Raw genomic sequence first — 18,059 nt, forward strand, 5'->3', positions numbered from 1 at the left:
GGCGTTCTCGCGCTGCTACTTTCGCGCGGGTGAGCAATCCGTTGGTCGCGGAAACGAAGGACTCCACCAAGGCGTACTCGGGGATTTCGCTGCTGGAGTCGGCGAACGACCTGAAGTCCGCGATCGAAAGCGGCGACTGGGCGTCGGTCGCGATGGGCGCCGTCGGCACCGCCCTCGACGCACTCTCGATGGCCATGGACCCGTTCGGCGCGATCCTCGCCGCCGGGGTGGGCTGGCTGATCGAACACGTCGGGCCGCTCAAGGAAGCTCTCAACGGACTCACCGGCAACGCCGATGAGATCGCGGCGCAGTCCGAGACCTGGAAGAACGTCGCCAACGAGCTCGGCAGCATCGGCCAGGACCTGACCGGGATGGTCAAAACCGACATCTCCTCCTGGACCGGCACCGCCGGCGACACCTACCGACAGCGCGCCCAAGACACCGTCGTGCTGCTGGAAACCGCCCAAAAGGGCTGCGAAGGGGCCTCCAGCGGCGTCAAAACCGCTGGTGAGGTCGTCGCGGCGGTGCGGGCGCTGGTCCGCGACATCATCGCCGAACTCGTCGGGCACCTGATCAGCTGGGCACTCCAGGTGATCTTCACCCTCGGCATCGGTATGACCTGGGTGGTCCCGCAGGTCATCGGCGCCGTCGCGAAGACCGCGTCGAAGATCGCGGACCTGGTCAAGCGACTCGTCACGGCGCTCAAGGCGCTGGTGCCGCTGCTCAAGCGGGCCGGTGACCTGTTCGGTGACGCGGCCAAGGCGTTGAAGAACATCAAGCCGGGCAAGGCCGCGCCGCCGCCGAAGCACGCCGACATCAAGGGCAACCCCAAGGGCCTCGACGGGCCCAAGGGCAAGGGCGATCCCGACGCGCCGCCACCCAAGACCGACCCGCCGCCCAAAGACGGCGACAGCACCACCGCGTCGGGCGCGAAGGGCGACCCGCCGCCGAAGAGCGACCCACCGCCCAAGACCGATCCGCCACCGAAGAGCGACCCGCCGGCCGACGGCCCACCGCCCGGGGGCACCCCGAAGGGCGGTCCCGACGGCGGCGGAGGAAAGCCCAAGGGCGACCCCAAGGGCGACGGCCCGCGTGACCGCGCGGTGCCGGACGACAAGAAGGTCTGCGTCTCCGACCCGGTCGACGTCGCCACCGGCGAGGTCGTGCTGACCCAGGTCGACCTGACCCTGCCGGGCGACGCGGGCGAGCTGGTGCTGTCCCGCACGCACCTGTCGTCCTACCGCGCGGGCCGGTGGTTCGGCCGGTCGTGGGCGTCCACTTTGGACCAGCGGCTGGAGGTCGGCCGCGACGGCGTCCGGTTCTTCGCCGAGGACGGCATGGTGCTCGTGTACCCGCTGCCCGGCGGCGACCGGCCCGTGCTGCCGATCGACGGACCGCGCCACCCGCTGCGCCGGACCGCCGGGGGCTACCGGCTGTCGACGGGCGTCCGCGACCTCGTGTTCGCCGACGGGCGCGGCGGGGTGCTGCCGCTGACGCAGATCGAGCAGGGCGGCTCCCGCACCACGATCGACCACGACGGAACCGGCGTCCCGCGGCTGCTGCGCCGCGACGACGGCACCGAGATCACCATCGAGTCGACGTCCGGCCGGATCGCCGCGCTCGGCGTGCCCGGCGGCGCGCCGGTCGTGCGGTACGGCTACAACCGGCTCGGCCAGCTCACCCAGATCGCAGGCTTCACCGGGCGCCCGGTGAACCTCGACTACGACGTCGACGACCGGATCGTCGGCTGGCAGGACCGGGCGGGCACCTGGTACCGGTACGTCTACGACGCCCAGGGTCGCTGCGTCCGCAGTGTCGGCGCCGAGCGCTACCTCAACGGCACGTTCGCCTACGACACCGGCACCCGGACCACCCGGCACACCGACGCGCTGGGCCACACCTGGACCTACCGGATGAACGAGGCGGGCCAGCTCGTCGAGCGCACCGACCCGCTCGGGCACACGCGCCGGTACTCGTGGACCCGCTACGACGACCTGCTGTCGCAGTCCGACGAACTGGGCCGGATCACGTTCTACGGCTACGAGAACGACGTGCTGGCGACGGTGACGCGGCCCGACGGTTCCGTCGTACGGCTGACGTCGACCCCGACGGGCGAGGTGGAGCTGCGAGCGGGCGACGCGCGGACCGTGACCGCGGCGGCCGACCCCTACGCCGCCCTCCCGGGTGTCTCCACCCGGTTGCGCGTCGACCGCGCGGCGGGCGCACTCGGCGACGAACCGGAGATCACCGCGGCGGCGCGGCCGGGCGACCGCGACCCGTTCGGCCGGCCCCGGCTGGTGCACACCGCGTCCGGCGGCCCGGCCCGGCTGGGCTGGACGGCCGAAGGGCAACGCTCCTGGCGGATCGGCCCGCACGGCGAGCGGGAGAGCTGGCGCCACGACGCCGAAGGACGCGTCGTCGAGCACCGGGACGCCGGCGGGCGGACGATCCGGCGCACCTACGGCCCGTTCGGCCTGCCGATCGAGGAGTCCGACGCCACCGGCGCGCGCACGGTGTACGGCTACGACGCCGAGCTGCGGCTGGTCGCGGTGACCAACCCGCGCGGCCTGACCTGGCGCTACACCTACGACCCGGCCGGCAGGCTGGTGGAGGAAACCGACTTCGACGGGCGCCGGCTGACCTACGCCTACGACGAGGCCGGGCAGCTGCGCCGGATGACCAACGGGCTCGGCGAAGTCACCGAGTACGCCTACGACGCGCTCGGCAACGTCGTCGAGCGCCGCACGGCCACCGGGGTCACCGGATACGCCTACGACGCGCTGGGACAGCTCGAGTACGCGGTCGACAACGACTCGGTCCTGCAGATCGTGCGCGACGAGCGGGGACGCGTGCGCGAGGAGACGCTCAACGGGGTCGGCGTCCGGTGGACCTACGACGCCGCGGGCGTCCACCGCACCACCGTGTCCGGTGTGGACAGTGAGTGGCGGTACGACGGCGAACTCGGGACGTCGCTTCGCATCGCGGGTCACGAAATCGCGTTCGAGTACGACGAAGCCGGCCGGGAGGTCCGCCGGACGGTCGACGGCACGGAGGTTCTGCGTCAAGCCTTCGACGCTGCCGATCGGCTCGCCGAGCAGGTGATCACCGGCCTCGGCCGGCGCGCCTACACGTACACGCCGGACGGCAGGCTCGCCGCGCTCGACGACGCGCGGCCGGTCCGGTTCGGGTTCGACGCGGCCGGGCGGGTCACCGAGGCACACGCGCCCGAAGGCGTCGAACGCTTCACCTACGACGCGGCCGGCAGGCTCCTGCCGCCGGCCGGGACGCGGTACGGCCACGACCCGCAGGGCCGGGTGACCGGCCGGGTGCGCGCGACTCCCACCGGGCCGGAGGAATGGCGTTTCGTCTGGGACGAGCTGGACCGGCTGATCGCCGTCATCGCCCCGGACGAGTCGTTCTGGACCTACCTCTACGACCCGCTCGGGCGGCGGTTCGCCAAGCGGCGCTGGGTGCTCGGCGACGACGGCTCACCGCGGCAGACCGCCGAGACGTGGTTCGTCTGGAGCGGCGCCGAGCTCGTCGAGGAGATCGAGCTGACCGACGACGGGAAGTCGCGCGTGCTCACGTGGGAACGTCGTCCCGACGACGGCCGGCCCGTGGTCCAGGTCGAGCAGCGGGGCCCGGAGGTGCGGTTCCACACGGTGGTCACGTCACCCGCCGGCACCCCGACCGAGCTGATCGGCGCGGACGGGACCGTCGGCTGGCAGGCGCGCACGAGCTTCTGGGGCGAGCTGCTGCCGTCGACGACGGGCACCGCGCCGATGCCGCTGGCCTTCCCCGGCCAGTACCGCGACGCCGAGACCGGGCTGCACTACAACGTCTACCGCTACTACGACCCGCGGACGGGGCGGTACCTGAGCCAGGACCCGCTCGGCCTGGCCGCGGCGCCCGACCCGGTGGGGTACGTGGCGCAGCCGCACCTGCAGAGCGACCCGCTCGGCCTGGTCGGCAGCCCGTGCGGCAAGACGGGCGGGTCGAAGGCCCCGGACAACCCGGCGGGCGGCGGCGACGCGGCGAAACTGCCGCCGGGCGCCAAGAAGCCGGACGGGCTGGGCGAGTTCCGCGACCCCGACGGCAAGATCCGGCCCCACAACATGACCGACGAGCAGTACGCCAAGTTCTCGAAGAAGTGGGACGAGATGATGGCGCCGGGCAAGGACAAGTCGTGGTTCTGGTCGGGCGGCCACATCAAGGACTCGGAGTTCTCCAGCGTCCCCCACTGGGGCAAGGACGTGGACTCGTCGAAGCCGAACTCGCACCTCTACGACCCCGTCACCGGCAAGAACATCACGGAGCAGAAGTACCACGGCTCGCTCGAGGACCCGGCGATCGACATGGCGAAGAAGAAGGGTGGCAACACCCTCGAAGGCATCCTGAAGGACAACGGTGTCGAGATGCCCAAGTTCGCCGACAAGCACCCGAACGGCGAGAAGGTCTGGAAGGACGCGTCGAAGGCACTGGCGCACAACGCGGAAGGCGACGTCCACATCGCCCTGCCGAACACCCCGGGCAAGTCGAGCGGCTGGCCGAACATGGGTGACGAGCTGGGGTCGCGGCGGCCCAACAACGTGTTCGACATGGACGAGTTCCCGATCCTGCGCCACAACCCGAAGGTCGACAAGGTCTGGGCCCACGACGCCGACTACCCGGACGCGCCCCCGGTGCTGCTCTGGGACAAGACCAAGCGCTGACCTCAACCGGCCGGAGGTCTTCACCACGATCCTGCTCTCCGAAGACAGCTGACCACCTCCGCCCGGGTCAGGCCGCCCGCCGCTCACAGCGCGAACGGCCGGTGCGCCACGATCGGATGACGGCCCAGCCGAGTACGCACGCGGGTGGCGGGCCTACCGGATCCGGCGCCTTCGTCCTAGCGTGGACCGTGCCGCACGGCACCGCGGATCGCCTGAGGAGAGACGATGCTGGGCACGCTCGACCTCGAGGTGGCGTCACAGCCGCTGTACACGCTGGTCACCGTGACCGGCGGCCTGCACCTCGGCAGCTACCGGCGCCTGCGCGACGGCCTCCTGGAGGTCGCCGCGGACGAGCCGGAAGCCGTGATCGCCGGCATCGACGGTCTCGACGTCGGCGCCGTCGCGCCGGTCGGGGTGTTCGGGGTGGTCGCGCGGCGGCTCGGGACCTGGCCCGGGATCCCGTTCGCGCTGGCCGGTGCCGCGAGCCGGACCCGGGCGCTGCGGGAGCACGGCATCCACCGTCAGGTCGCCATCGGCGAGGACGTCGGCAGTGCCGAACGCGCGTTGTGCAAACCTTCGCGCCAGCAGACCGAACTGGTCCTCCCCCGCGGCCTCGAAGCGTCGGCGATGGCGCGGGCCGCCGTGCGCGAGGCCTGCGCGCAGTGGGAAGCCCCGCAGTTCGTCTACGACGGCATCCTCGTCGCCGGCGAGCTCGCGGCCAACGCCGCCCAGCACACCAGCTCCCCGGCCACCCTGCGGCTGGACCTGCGGCGCGGGCGGCTGACCATCGCCGTGCTCGACGACGATCCCCACCCGGCCGTCCTTCTTCCCCGGCCGCGGCCGGGCGCCGCCGGGCTGGGACTGCACATCGTGGCGCGGTCGGCGGAGGCGTGGGGCTGCAGCTCGCGGTGGTCCGGCGGCAAGGTCGTCTGGGCCGTCCTCACCAGCGAGCGGCACAGCGGCGACCCGGGCTGAGCCGGTTCAGCACGGTTCCGGGTCCATCGCGATCGGCTCGGCGCGCACCGCGCACGCGGCGAGCGTCCCGGTAGCGCAGTCGATGCGCGCCCACACCGTCTTCCCGGCCTCCTCGGACCGCACACCCCACTCCCGGGAGAGGTCCCCGACCAGCACCAGCCCGCGGCCCCGGCCGGCCGCCGGACCCGGGGCGACGACCTGCGGACGACCTTCGCCGTCGTCGTGGACCTCCAGCAGCACCGAGCACGGCACGAGCGTGGCCGACGCGGTGACCGTCACCGGGCCGGCGCCGTGTTCGCAGGCGTTCGTGGCCAGTTCGGTGACGACCAGCTGCACCGCCCACAGGTGATCGGCGTCGAGCCGCGGCAGCGCGCCGGCGATCCACCGCCGAAGTGCGCTGAGCGGCGGGAGCGGGCCCCGCTCGATCGTGAACACGAGCCGCTCGCCCGTTTCCGGGGACTTCATGGGACCAGTGTGCTCCGGCGGCGCCGGGTCCGTTCACCCCGGCTCGGCCGGGTTCGCCCGCAGCGCCTCGGCCAGCGTCGGGTACAGGAACACGCGGTCGTCGTTCCAGAACGTCAGCAGCACGATCGACACGGGGTGGGCCGGCGTGACGAGGCACAACCGCCGCCCGGCGTGGCCGCGCCGCGCCGCCTGGCCCAGCGCCCGCAGGCCGGCCGCGCCGAGGAAGGTCACCCGGGACAGGTCCACCACCGTGACCGCGGCCAGGTCCTGCCACAGCGCCCGCCGCAGCAGCCCGACGGAAAGAGCGTCGATCTCCCCGGCCGCGCTGATGACCAGCAGGCCGGGACGCACGTCGTGCCGGGCGACCGAAAGGATCTTCGCCGCCGTCTGGCGCGGGCCCGGATTCGAGGACACGACCGTCCTCCTCTCGCCCGGGCCGGGCTGCGACGCGAGTACCCGGCGGAGTCCGCCCGGCCCGGTTCCAGGGTATCCACCCGAAGCCTTCCGCGTCCGGACGATTGGCCGCGCCCGGTACCGGGTAGCCGACTTCGGAACGGCTCCACGCCGGAGCCGTCCGAAGGCTGAGCGGAGCGTGGTGGCCGTGGCCGATTCCTTCCAGCCGGAACGTCTCCAGGTGGTCCGGACGCTCGGTGCCCCCGGCGTCGTCGTCCTCGCGCTTTCCGGTGAGCTCGACGCCGGCACGACCCCCAAGCTCGCGCAGGCGACGGCCCTGGTCCTGGCCGGCGAACCGCGGCCGGAGGTGCTGGTCCTGGACCTGTCCGAGCTGGCGTTCCTCTCCGTCGCCGGGATCCGGGAGGTCCGCGCCGCCCACGACCGCAGCGGCGCCGACCGCCTGCGCGTGGTGACCGGCGAACGCCCCCTCGTGCGCGACTTCCTGCACGCGACCGGTTTCGAAGCGGTCCTCGACTGCTACCGCACCCGGTTCGGGGCGATCGCCGCGGGCAGCCGCGCCGACTTCGTGAACCGCGCGGAAGCCGTCTGGAACGCCGGCTGACGGGGATCATCCGGTCGTGACGTCCGAAGCGCTCCGGTGGCGGAACAACGCCCGGTAGTCCCGCGGTGAGGTGCCGAGGTGCCGGTGGAACGCCGCCCGCACGGTGGCCGTGCCGCCCAGTCCCGTGTGCCGGCCGAGGTGTTCCACCGGGATGTCGGACGTCTCCAGCAGCTCCCGGGCCCGGTCCAGGCGCGCACTCGTGAGCCAGGCCATCGGGGACGTCCCCGTCTCCTCCCGGAACCGCCGCAGGAACGTGCGGCGCGACAGGTGGACGCGGGCGGCGAGCGTGTCGACGTCGAGCTGCCGCGTGAGGTCGCCGAGCATCCATTCGCGCAGCGGGCCGAGCTCGTCGCCCGTCGCGTCCGGGCGAAGCCGCTCGATGTACTGCGCCTGGCCGCCCGCGCGCCGCGGCGGGGCGACGAGGTCCCGCGCGCGGGAGTTGGCCGCGGCGGCTCCTTCGTCGGTGCGGATCAGGTGCAGGCAAAGGTCGAGCCCCGCCGTCACACCGGCCGAGGTCAGGATGTCGCCGTCGTCGACGTAGAGCCGGTTGGGCAGCACGCGCACGCGTGGGTAGCGGGCGCGCAGGGCGGCGGTGCGCTGCCAGTGCGTGGTCGCGGGCCGTCCGTCGAGCAGGCCGGCGGCGGCGAGCGCGAACGCGCCCGTGCAGATCGAGACGATCCTCGCGCCGCCGTCGTGGGCGGCCCGCAGCGCCGCCAGGACCTCGGCGGGCGGTGGTGTGTCGACGTCGTCGTAGCCCGGGACGATCACGGTGCCTGCCCCTTCGAGGGCCTCGAGCCCGGCCTCCGCCGTGATGGTCAGGCCGCCGCCCGACACCGGCACCGGGCCCCGCCGCGCGCACACCGTCAGCTCGTAGTGCGGGTCCGAGCCGAAGACCTGCACCGGGATCCCGACGTCCAGGGCGAGCACGCCCGGGAGAGCCAGCACCGTGACGCTCTTCATGGCACGATCCTAGCGGTGAACGACCCTCGGGCCACTGTCCCGCGGGTCCGCCGACTCCTAGCGTCGACGTCGTGACCGACTTCCTCGCACTGCCGGCCGGACCGCTCGCCGCCACGATCCTCGCCACCGTGCGGGGTTCGGAGAGCCCTTCGGTGGCCAACCACAGCATCCGCAGCTTCCTGTTCGCCCGGCTGCTCGCCGAGCACGAAGGCTGCCTGGACGACGCGGCCTACGACGACGGGCTGCTCTTCGCCGCGACCGTCCTGCACGACCTCGGCCTGGGCACGCTGGCGCCGGGCCGGACGCGCTTCGAGGTCGAGGGCGCCGACCTCGCCGCCGAACTGCTGACGAGCCACGGCGTCGGCCGTCCCGACGTCGACCGGGTCTGGGAGGCGATCGCCCTGCACACCTCGCCGGGCATCGCCGAACGCCGCGGCCTGCTCGCTTACCTGACGCGCGAAGGCGTGGGCATCGACTTCGGCCGCAACGCCCACGTCGTCGCCGACCGGCACGAGCGGATCCACGAGGAGCACCCCCGCCTGTCCATGGTCGCTTCCCTCGTCGACGCCATCGTCGAGCACGCGGGCCGCGCGGACGGGGCGGCGGCACCGCGCTATTCGATCGCGGGCGAGCTCGTGCGCGAGCGCCGGGAGGCCGGGGTCACCGAGCTGGAACGCGCCACCGCCGGCGCCCCCTGGGCGAGCTGATCCCGGACGTTCGCCCGGGTTTCGTCGTCCATCGGGTGGAAGCACTCGATGCGCAGCTCCTGCAGCGTCACGTCCTGCGGCGTGCCCAGCGTGGTCACCGTCGAGAAGAAGCCGAACCGCAGGCCGTCGCGGGCGTAGCGGATCGGGACGATCGGCAGCAGCGGGCCGGTCGCGTCGAGGGTCCGCAGCGAGGCCGGCACCCCGGGGTAGTGCAGCACCTCGTCGAGGATCCGCTGGGCGCGTTCGTCGGTCACGCCGCCGAGCGCTTCCCGGCGCACGCGGCCGACGAGGGCGCCGGCCACCTCCGGCCAGTTCGTCACGTGCGGCCGCACGCCGTCCGGGTGGAACATCCGCCGGAGCACGTTGGGCGGCCCGGGCGGCTCTCCGTTGTGTCCATTGTGGAGGAAGGCGAAGAACCGCCGCGCGGCGCCGTTGGCGTGCCGGATGTCCCAGCTCCGGTCCATCACGAGCGCCGGGTACGGCTCCTGCTGCGCGAGGATGGCGTCGAGCGCGTCACGCACCGTGGCCAGGGCCGGAGCGTCCAATGCGGACTCCGCGTACTCGGGCGAGAACCCGGCGCTGAGCAATAGGGCGTTGCGGTCCCGCAGCGGCACGTCGAGCACGCCGGCGAGCTTGAGCACCATGGCCCGGCTGGGTTTCGCCCGCCCGGTCTCGAGAAAGCTCAGGTGGCGCAGGGAGACGGCCGCCTCGGCGGCCAGCGCCACCTGGCTCAGCCGCCGGGCGGCGCGCCAGTGCTTCAGCAGCGGCCCGACGTCAGCCACCCGCGCTCCACGCGTGCGGTTCGACGACGGGTTCGAGCGGCGGCCGGGCGACGTTCGCGGCGTAGTTCGTCATCGCCGAGATGCCCACCCCGGTGATCACCTCGAACAGCTGCGCCTCGGTGAACCCGGCCGCGGTGAAGGCTTTGACGTCCACCTCGCCGAGGTGACCGCGCTTTTCGATGTACGCGGTCGTCAATGCGGACAGCGCCGCCATCCGCGGGTCGGCGGGCAGCTCACCCTTGCGCACGGCGTCGACGGCCTCCGGAGCGACGCCGTCGGCCAGCGCCTCCAGGGTGTGGAACGCGACCGCCCATTCACTGGCGTTCGCGACGGCGTTGGACAGCAGCAGGACCTGCCGCTCCGCCGGGGTGAACGTGCCGCCGCCGCGGAAGTGGCCGAAGGCGGAGAAGAACGAGTTCAGCAGCGGCGGCGAGCCGGCCATGACGGCCGCGGCGCCGGGCACGAACCCGAACGTCTCCCGCAGGACGGTGAGCGGCGTCTTCGCCTCGGTCGGGGCGGTGTCCACGGTGTGCATCGGATAACTGGTCATGCCGGAAGCTTGGCCCAGCCGGGTCATGGAAACAATTCCCTCGGAGGTAAGCACGCGGGTCAGCGCAGCCGCCGCCAGGCTTCGCGGCGCCGGCGCTGGGCCTCCGGGTGCGCCACCGGTGCCGCCGACAGCAGCCGCCGCGTGTACGGGTGCGCCGGTGCCGTCAGCACCTCCTTCGTCGGGCCCTGCTCGACGACGTGCCCCCGGTGCATCACCGCGACCCGGTCGGCCAGCTGCTCGATCACCGCCAGGTCGTGGCTGATGAACAGGCACGCGAACCCGAACTCGCGCCGCAGGTCGCGGAGCAGGTCGAGGACCTTCGCCTGGATGGTGACGTCGAGCGCGCTCGTCGGCTCGTCGGCCACCAGCAGGTCCGGGCGCAGCGACAGGGCCCGCGCGATGCACGCGCGCTGGCGCTGGCCGCCCGACAGCTCGTGCGGGTACCGCCCGGCCAGCGACGGCGAGAGCTGGACCGCCGACAGCAGCTCCGCCACCCGTCCGTCCACTTCGGACGAGCGCACGGCCTTGTGCAGCCGCAGCGGGGTCGCGACGCTCTCCCCCACCGTCGTCCGCGGGTTGAGCGAGGACAGCGGGTCCTGGAACACCACGCCGATCCGGCGCCGCAGCGCCTTCGCCGCCCGGCCGCGCACCCGGGTGATGTCCGTGTCTCCGATGTGGACGGACCCCGCGGTGGGGGCGAGCAGCCCCGTGACGGCCCGCGCGACGGTGCTCTTGCCCGACCCGGACTCCCCGACGAGCCCGAGCACCTCCCCCGCGCCGACGTGCAGGCTCACGCCTTCGGCGGCGCGGACGGCGATCGCGCGGAACCGGCCGCGGTAGGTCACCGACAGGTCCGCCACGCGCAGCAACGGAGTCTCGGCGGGGACGTCCGGGACCGACGCCGTGGCCGGGTGTTCGGCCGCCGCGACGTGGCCCGGCCCCACCTCGATGTCCGCGGACAGCGCGCGTTCGAGCCCGGTCGTCGCCGTGCTCGACAGCGAGACGACCGAGCCGAGCAGCTGCCGCGTGTAGTCCTCGGTGGGCGCCGAGAAGATCGCGGCGGCGGTGCCCTGCTCGACGACCCGGCCGTCGTGCATCACCACCACGCGGTCGGCCAGGTCGGCGACGACGCCCATGTCGTGCGTGATGAGCAGGATCGCCGTGCCCAGCCGCGAGCGCAGGTCCCGCAGCAGCTCGAGGATCTCCGCCTGCACCGTGACGTCCAGCGCGGTGGTCGGCTCGTCGGCGATCAGCAGCTTCGGCTCGTTCGCCACCGCCATCGCGATCACGACCCGCTGCAGCTGCCCGCCCGACAGCTCGTGCGGGTACGACCGGAAGCGCTCGCGCGGGTCCGGCAGCCCGACCAGGCCGAGCAGCTCGATGGCGCGGTCCCGGGCCGCGGCGGCGGTCAGCTCCCGGTGCGTCCGGATCGCCTCGACGAGCTGGTCGCCGACCGTGAACACCGGGTTCAGCGCGCTCATCGGCTCCTGGAACACCATGCCGACGTCGCCGCCGCGGACCGCGCGCAGCTCGGCCGGGGTCATGGCGTAGAGGTCCCGCCCGGCCAGCTCCGCGCGGCCCGTCACGCGGGCCGTGGGCGGGAGCAGGCCGAGCAGGGACATCGCGGTGACCGTCTTGCCGGAGCCGGACTCCCCGACCACCGCGACGACCTCGCCCGCGTGGACCTCGTAGCCGACCCCGCGGACGGCTTCGACGTCCCCGAACGAGACCGCCACGTCGTGCAGCCGCAGGAGCCCGGCTCCGGTCACTGGGCGATCCCGAACTTGCGGTAGTCGACGTAGGCCGGGAAGCGCCCGATCTGGACGTCCCCCACCTGCGACCCGTGCAGGAACGAGTTGCGGGTGTAGATCAGCGGTACGACCGGCGAGTCGGCCAGGATCTTCTTGTCCAACGCCGCCCACTTCTTGCCGGCCTCGGCCGGGTCGACGGTGGCCTGTGCTTCGGCGATCAGCTTGTCGACCTCGGGGTTGCTGTAGCGGGACTCGTTGTACCCGCCGTTGCCGATCTCGGTCGACTGGAACAGCGGCTGGATGTTCGCGTTGGCCGACGGGATGTCGGGCTGCCACGAGGTGAGCGTCAGGTCGTAGTCCGACAGGCCCTTGGTGTCCACTTCGGACGTGTAGGTGTCCGTGTCGAGCGGCTTGATCGTCACCTTGATGTTCGCCCGCGCCAGGGACGCCTGGATCGCCGCGGCCTTCTCCGGGTAGCCGTTTTCGTTGTGCGTGGCCAGGACCAGGCCGTCGATCCCGTTCGGGAAGCCCGCCTCGGCGAGCAGCTGCTTCGCCTTCGCCGGGTCACCGGACGGCGGCGCCGGGAAGAGGTCGTACTGCTCGCGGCCCTGCAGGCCGGGCGTGATCAGCGTCGTGGCGACGTCGCCGGCCAGCTGCGCGCTGCCCGCGCTCGCGACCTGGTAGGCGGCCTTGTCCACCGCGTACTGGAACGCCTCGCGCACCTTCGGGTTGGTCAGGTTCCCGCGCTGGGTGTTGAGCGAAAGGTAGGCCAGCGCACCGGATTCCGACGTCACGAGCCGGGACTTCGCCGATGCGTTGCCCTGGATCTGGGCCAGCTGGGCGGGCGAGGCGAACGACATCCCGAAGGCGTTCCGGTCCTTGCCGGTGTCGTCGATGAGCCGCTTCGAGATGACGCTGGTGTCCTGGCCGAGCTCGAAGTCGATGGTGTCCGGGTACGCCTTGCGCGTGGTGTCCTCGTCCCGGCTCCAGTTCGGGTTGCGGACCAGCTTCGCCGCCTTGCCGCGCTCGTAGCTCTGCAGCTGGTACGGCCCCGACGCGACCGGGTGGTCGTTGTAGTTCGCTTCGGCGCCCTTGCCCTTCGGCACCGGCGAGAACGCCGGCGTGCTGGCGACCCAGTTGAAGTCGCCGTACGCGCGGGCGAGGTGGAAGACGATCGTCTTCGCGTCCGGCGTCTGGATGGTGTCGAGCTCCTTGCCGCCGTCGAACGGGCCCTTGTAGGCGAGGCCCGGCGAGAGCAGGTCCTTGTGGTAGGCCAGACCGCCGGAGAAGGCAGGCGCGAACGAGCGCTCCAGGCCCCACTTGACGTCTTCGCTCTTGATCGGCGTGCCGTCGGCGTACTTGAGGTTGTCCTTCAGGGTGAACGTCCAGGTCTTGCCGCCGTCGCTCGGCTTCCCGGTGTCGGTGGCCAGGTCGGGCACGATCGTGGTGTCCTTGCCCGGCGCGACGTCCCACGACGTCAGGCGCCGGTGGATCAGCCCGAGCGTGGTGACGACGAGGTTGGAGCTCTTCGCCGGGTCCCAGGTGATCGACGGCGCGTCGTTGAGCAGGACGAGGTTCCCACCCGGCTTGACGGCACCGCCCTGGGCGGCCGGCGTGTCGTTGGCCCCGCACGCCGTCAGCAGCGTGACGGCGGCCAGCACCCCCGCGGCGAACCGCAGCTGTTTCATCGTGTCCCCTTCAGACGAGGCGGGCTCGCGGATCGAGCGCGCCGTAGCAGAGATCGACCAGGAAGTTCAGGAGCGTGACCAGCAGCGCGGAGAACAGGGTCACGCCCAGCAGCACCGGCAGGTTGAGCGACGAGATCGCGTCGACGAGCAGCCGCCCGACCCCGGCCATGCCGAAGATCCGCTCGGTGATCACGGTGCCGGCCAGCAGCGCGCCGAGGTCGACGCCGAACACGGTGATCACCGGCAGCAGGACGTTGCGCAAGGCGTGGCGCCCCACCACCTTCCGCTCGGTGAGCCCCTTGGCCCGCGCGGTGCGGATGTAGTCTTCGCCGAGGGTTTCGAGCATCTGGCCGCGCGTGAGCCGCGCGTAGATCGCCGCGTGCAGGAAGGCCAGCACGAACCACGGCAGCACGAGGTGCCACGCCCACTGCACGGGATCCTCGGTCAGCGGCACGTACCCGTTCTTCGGGACGACGTCGAGGGCGAACGCGAAGATCGTGATCCCGATCATCCCGGCCAGGTAGGCGGGCATCGACACGCCGGCCATCGCGGCGGCCATGGTGACCCGGTCGACGGCGGATCCCCGGCGCAGCGCGGAAAGCACGCCGAGCCCGACCCCGAGGACGACCCAGATCACGGCCGCGCCCAGCGCGACCGAGAAGCTGACCCCGACCCGGCTGCCGATCTCGCCGAGGACGTCGACGTTGTTCTGGAAGTCGTAGCCGAAGCACGGCGCGGCGCAGTGGATCGCGGCGGCGCCGGTGCCGAACGCGCGGCCGCCGAAGATGCCGCCGAGGAAGTCGAAGAACTGCTGGTACCACGGGCTGTTGTAGCCCATGAACTCCCGCGCCATGGCGAGGCTCTCCGGCGAGCACGGGCGGCCGCAGGCCATCCGTGCCGGGTCGGCGGGCAGGACGTAGAAGACCACGAACGTCACGAAGGCGACGACGAGCAGGACCAGCAGCATCCCGGCGAAGCGGGTCGCGACGAAGCGGGCGGTGCGCATCAGGCGGTACCCCCCGACCGCGGGTCGAGGGTGTCGCGGATCGCGTCGCCGACGACGTTGAAGGCCAGGGTGACGAGGAACAGCATCAGCCCGGGGAAGACGAGGTACATCGGGTCCGTCTCGAAGAAGTCGATGGCCGCGCTGATCGTGCGGCCCCAGCTCGGGGTGGGCGGCAGGACACCGACGCCGAGGAACGAGAGAGCCGCCTCGCTGCCGATCATCGACGGGATGGACAGGCTGGCGACGACGATGATCGGCGCCCAGAGGTTGGGCAGCAGCTCCTTCGTGAGCACGTGCCACGGACCGCCGCCGACGGCTCGTGCGGCGGCGACGAAGTCGCGCTTGGCCAGCGTCAGGGCCTGGGCCCGCACGATGCGGGCGATGCGCGGCCAGCCGAAGAGCCCGAGGACCACGACGAGCGTGATCTGGCGCGGGAAGTCCACCGGCAGGACCGCCCCGAGCGCGATCATGAAGATCAGGTAGGGGAAGCCGAGGATGACGTCGGCGGTCCAGGTGACCGCCCGGTCCCACCAGCCGCCGAGGTAGCCGGCGCTCACCCCGACCACGACGCCGAGCGCGGTGGCCAGCACGGTCGCGCCGAGCCCGACCAGCAGCGACGTCCGGGCACCGTGGGCGACGAGCGCGAAGAGGTCGACGCCGGTGAGCGGCTCGACGCCGAACCAGTGCGCGCCGCTGACCCCGCCGAGCGTGCCGGCGGGCAGCCCGGTGGGGCCGAGCGTGGCGATGTCCGGGGTGAGGCTCTGGCCTTCGACCAGGACGAACAGGTCGGCACCGGCGGCGACGAGCACGATCAGGACGGCCAGCACCGCACAGGCGGACGTCCACCGCCCGGACCGGACGGCACGCCACACGGCAGCGGGCAGCGAGCGCGCCGCGAGTGGCGGGAGGGAGGGGGCGGACACAGCACCTCAAGTTCAGCCGATCGAGTGACGATCGGGACCTTAAGGAGTTTTTCCGTGATCGATCCACCGTCTCACCATGTGGACGGCAAGTCCCTCACGGGTGTGAGGTTTTGTCTTGTTCGCCCCGGTTTTCGGTCAGGATGCGGACGCACTCCGCGTACGAGGTCAGCGCCGGCAGTGGCGACGGGGAGTCCGGGCACCGCTCGAGTGCCGGCCCGGACCGGCGAACCGGTACCCGGTCGCCACGTCGGTGCTGAACCGGCGGGCGCCAGATCACGCGGAGACTTCCGGCCGACCGGACGCGCTCCCCCGGAACCGGGTCAACCGCAGGCTGTTCGACACCACCAGACAGCTCGACATCGCCATCGCCGCGCCCGCGATCATCGGGTTGAGCAAGCCCGCCGCGGCCAGTGGCAGCGCCGCCACGTTGTACGCCAGTGCCCAGAACAGGTTCGCCTTGATCGTCGCCAGCGTGCGGCGGCTCAGGCGGATCGCGTCCACCGCCGCCAGGAGGTCGCCGCGGACCAGGGTCAGGTCGCTCGCCTCGATCGCCGCGTCCGTGCCCGTGCCGATCGCCAGGCCCAGGTCCGCCGTCGCGAGCGCCGCCGCGTCGTTGACGCCGTCGCCGATCATCGCGACCACCCGGCCCTCGGCCTGCATCCCCTGGATCACTTCGACCTTCTGCTCCGGGGACACGCCCGCGATCACGTCGGTGATCCCGGCTTCGCGGCCGATCGCGCGGGCGACCGTCTCGTTGTCGCCGGTCAGCAGCACCGGGTTCAGGCCGAGCCGGCGCAGCTGGAACACCGCGGGCGCCGACGTCGGCTTGACGCTGTCCGCCACCACCAGCACCGCGTGCGCCAGCCCGTCCCAGGCGAGGATCACCGCGGTGTTCCCCTCCTGCTCGGCCCGTTCCTTCGCGCGCAGCAGCGACTGCGGCAGCCGGACGTTCAACCGCCGCAACAACTCCGGCCGGCCGATGACGACGCGGTGGCCCTCGACCCGGCCCAGCACGCCGAACCCGGCCACCGTGCGGAACTCCCGCACTTGGCCCACCCAGCCGAACCGCTTGACCGCCGCGGCCGTGACGGCGACCGCGATCGGGTGCTCGGACGCGTTTTCCAGCGCTCCGGCCAGCTGGAGCGCGAGGTCGCGCGGCGTGCCGTCGTCGGTCCGGACGGCGGCGAGGCTCATCTTGCCGGTGGTGACCGTGCCCGTCTTGTCGAGCACGACGGTGTCGACCCGCCGCGTCGACTCGAGCATCTCCGGGCCCTTCACCAGCACGCCGAGCTGGGCGCCGCGGCCGGTGCCCACGAGCAGCGCGGTCGGCGTCGCCAGCCCCAGTGCGCACGGGCACGCGATGATCAGCACGGCGACGGCGGCGGTGAACGCGGCCGCGGTCTCCGCGCCGGAAACGAGCCAGAACACCAGCGTGGCCAGCGAAAGCGCCATCACCACCGGCACGAACACCGCCGACACGCGGTCGGCGAGCCGCTGCACGTCCGCCTTGCCGCTCTGGGCCCGCTCCACCATGGCGGCGATCCGCGCCAGCCGCGTGTCGCCGCCGACGCGGGTGGCGCGCACGACCAGCCGTCCGCTCATGTTCACCGTCGCGCCGACGACCTCGGCGCCCGCCGCGACTTCGACGGGCACCGCTTCCCCGGTCACCAGGCTCAGGTCGACCGCCGACGTCCCGTCTTCGATGACGCCGTCGGTGGCGATCTTCTCACCCGGGCGCACGACGAACCGATCGCCGACGCGCAGCTCGTCGATCGGGATCCGCTCTTCGCGGCCGTCGCGCAGCACGCAGACGGACTTCGTGCCGAGGTCGAGCAACGCCCGCAACGCGGCTCCGGCGCGCCGGCGTGAGCGGGCTTCGAAGAACCGGCCGGCCAGGATGAACAGCGTGACGCCGGTGGCGACCTCGAGGTAGATCCCGTCGACGTCGTGGTCGGCGGCGAGGGTGAAGTCGAACGCGTGGCGCATCCCGATTTCGCCCGCGCCGCCGAGCAGCAGCGCGTACAGCGACCAGAGGTAGGCCGCGGCGACCCCGATCGAGACCAGGGTGTCCATCGTCGCCGTCCGGTGCTTCAGGTTCGCCCACGCCGCCCGGTGCAGCGGCCCCGCGCCCCAGACCACGACCGGCGTCGCGAGCACCAGCGACACCCATTGCCAGGCCGGGAACTGCAGCACGGGCACCATCGCGAGCACGATGACCGGCACCGCGAGGACGGCCGACACGAGCAGCCGCCGCCGCACGGGATCGTGCGCCGGAATGGGAACCGCCGCCGGTTCCGGCGGGTGGGCGGTGTAGCCGGCGGCCTCGATCGTCGCGACGACGTCCTCGACCGTGAGCGACGCCGGAACCGAGACGACGGCCTTCGCGGTGGCGTAGTTGACGGTCGCGCGGACGCCGTCGACGCGGTTGAGCTTGCGTTCGATCCGCGCGGCGCACGAGCCGCACGTCATGCCGCCCACCACCAGCTCCACGTCGCGCGGCGGCCGCAGCGCGGCGATGGGCGCGG

Annotated in this window: 14 protein-coding genes; 4 read left to right on the plus strand and 10 right to left on the minus strand. The window is 72.6% G+C overall.

All coding sequences use genetic code 11. The annotated features are described in order from the left end of the window. The first annotated feature begins 29 nt into the window (after window positions 1–29). Both ACZ7PG_RS02520 and ACZ7PG_RS02525 read left to right on the plus strand, forming a co-directional pair. Window positions 30–4,712 (plus strand): DUF6531 domain-containing protein, encoded by a 4,683-nt coding sequence (locus tag ACZ7PG_RS02520; protein WP_470237315.1) that lies wholly within the window; start codon window positions 30–32, stop codon window positions 4,710–4,712. A 225-nt stretch (window positions 4,713–4,937) separates the two neighbouring features. Further along, window positions 4,938–5,687: an ATP-binding protein gene (locus ACZ7PG_RS02525; protein WP_470237316.1), complete on the plus strand. Its 750-nt coding sequence runs from the start codon at window positions 4,938–4,940 to the stop codon at window positions 5,685–5,687. Between the two features lie 6 nt (window positions 5,688–5,693). Here ACZ7PG_RS02525 and ACZ7PG_RS02530 read toward each other — a convergent pair whose 3' ends face one another. Next, window positions 5,694–6,152: an ATP-binding protein gene (locus tag ACZ7PG_RS02530; protein WP_470237317.1), complete on the minus strand. Its 459-nt coding sequence runs from the start codon at window positions 6,150–6,152 to the stop codon at window positions 5,694–5,696. A gap of 33 nt (window positions 6,153–6,185) precedes the next feature. Further along, window positions 6,186–6,566 carry an STAS domain-containing protein gene (locus ACZ7PG_RS02535; RefSeq protein WP_470237318.1) on the minus strand — a complete coding sequence of 127 codons (381 nt, stop codon included), beginning with the start codon at window positions 6,564–6,566 and terminating at the stop codon, window positions 6,186–6,188. Between the two features lie 187 nt (window positions 6,567–6,753). On the opposite strand from ACZ7PG_RS02535, the gene ACZ7PG_RS02540 reads away from it, so the two are divergent. Continuing rightward, window positions 6,754–7,167: an STAS domain-containing protein gene (locus tag ACZ7PG_RS02540; protein ID WP_470237319.1), complete on the plus strand. Its 414-nt coding sequence runs from the start codon at window positions 6,754–6,756 to the stop codon at window positions 7,165–7,167. 6 nt (window positions 7,168–7,173) lie between these two features. On the opposite strand, the gene ACZ7PG_RS02545 is transcribed toward ACZ7PG_RS02540, so the two are convergent. Continuing rightward, complete coding sequence (locus ACZ7PG_RS02545; protein ID WP_470237320.1) at window positions 7,174–8,127, minus strand: GlxA family transcriptional regulator; 954 nt, start codon at window positions 8,125–8,127, stop codon at window positions 7,174–7,176. Window positions 8,128–8,198: 71 nt separating this feature from the next. Between ACZ7PG_RS02545 and ACZ7PG_RS02550 the strand changes: the two genes are divergently transcribed. Further along, window positions 8,199–8,834 (plus strand): HD domain-containing protein, encoded by a 636-nt coding sequence (locus ACZ7PG_RS02550; protein ID WP_470237321.1) that lies wholly within the window; start codon window positions 8,199–8,201, stop codon window positions 8,832–8,834. On the opposite strand, the gene ACZ7PG_RS02555 is transcribed toward ACZ7PG_RS02550, so the two are convergent. The 7 genes from ACZ7PG_RS02555 to ACZ7PG_RS02585 all read right to left on the minus strand — a co-directional run bounded on the left by ACZ7PG_RS02555 (window position 8,741) and on the right by ACZ7PG_RS02585 (window position 18,003). Then, the gene (locus ACZ7PG_RS02555) at window positions 8,741–9,616 is read right to left on the minus strand and encodes a helix-turn-helix domain-containing protein (RefSeq protein ID WP_470237322.1); all 876 of its coding nucleotides are present in this window, start codon (window positions 9,614–9,616) and stop codon (window positions 8,741–8,743) included. The two genes, ACZ7PG_RS02550 and ACZ7PG_RS02555, sit on opposite strands and share 94 nt — an antisense overlap. Beyond that, complete coding sequence (locus ACZ7PG_RS02560; protein WP_470237323.1) at window positions 9,609–10,166, minus strand: carboxymuconolactone decarboxylase family protein; 558 nt, start codon at window positions 10,164–10,166, stop codon at window positions 9,609–9,611. The genes ACZ7PG_RS02555 and ACZ7PG_RS02560 overlap by 8 nt, the downstream gene beginning before the upstream one ends. Before the next feature lie 59 nt (window positions 10,167–10,225). Then, window positions 10,226–11,935, minus strand: coding sequence for an ABC transporter ATP-binding protein (locus ACZ7PG_RS02565; RefSeq protein WP_470237324.1), 1,710 nt, complete (start codon window positions 11,933–11,935; stop codon window positions 10,226–10,228). After that, window positions 11,932–13,605: an ABC transporter substrate-binding protein gene (locus ACZ7PG_RS02570; RefSeq protein WP_470237325.1), complete on the minus strand. Its 1,674-nt coding sequence runs from the start codon at window positions 13,603–13,605 to the stop codon at window positions 11,932–11,934. The genes ACZ7PG_RS02565 and ACZ7PG_RS02570 overlap by 4 nt, the downstream gene beginning before the upstream one ends. A gap of 10 nt (window positions 13,606–13,615) precedes the next feature. After that, window positions 13,616–14,611 carry an ABC transporter permease gene (locus tag ACZ7PG_RS02575; RefSeq protein WP_470237326.1) on the minus strand — a complete coding sequence of 332 codons (996 nt, stop codon included), beginning with the start codon at window positions 14,609–14,611 and terminating at the stop codon, window positions 13,616–13,618. Next, complete coding sequence (locus ACZ7PG_RS02580) at window positions 14,611–15,534, minus strand: ABC transporter permease (protein ID WP_470237327.1); 924 nt, start codon at window positions 15,532–15,534, stop codon at window positions 14,611–14,613. The genes ACZ7PG_RS02575 and ACZ7PG_RS02580 overlap by 1 nt, the downstream gene beginning before the upstream one ends. A 273-nt stretch (window positions 15,535–15,807) precedes the next feature. Continuing rightward, complete coding sequence (locus tag ACZ7PG_RS02585; protein WP_470238984.1) at window positions 15,808–18,003, minus strand: heavy metal translocating P-type ATPase; 2,196 nt, start codon at window positions 18,001–18,003, stop codon at window positions 15,808–15,810. Window positions 18,004–18,059: the final 56 nt, after the last annotated feature.

The organism is Amycolatopsis sp. NPDC114504 (assembly GCF_055633595.1).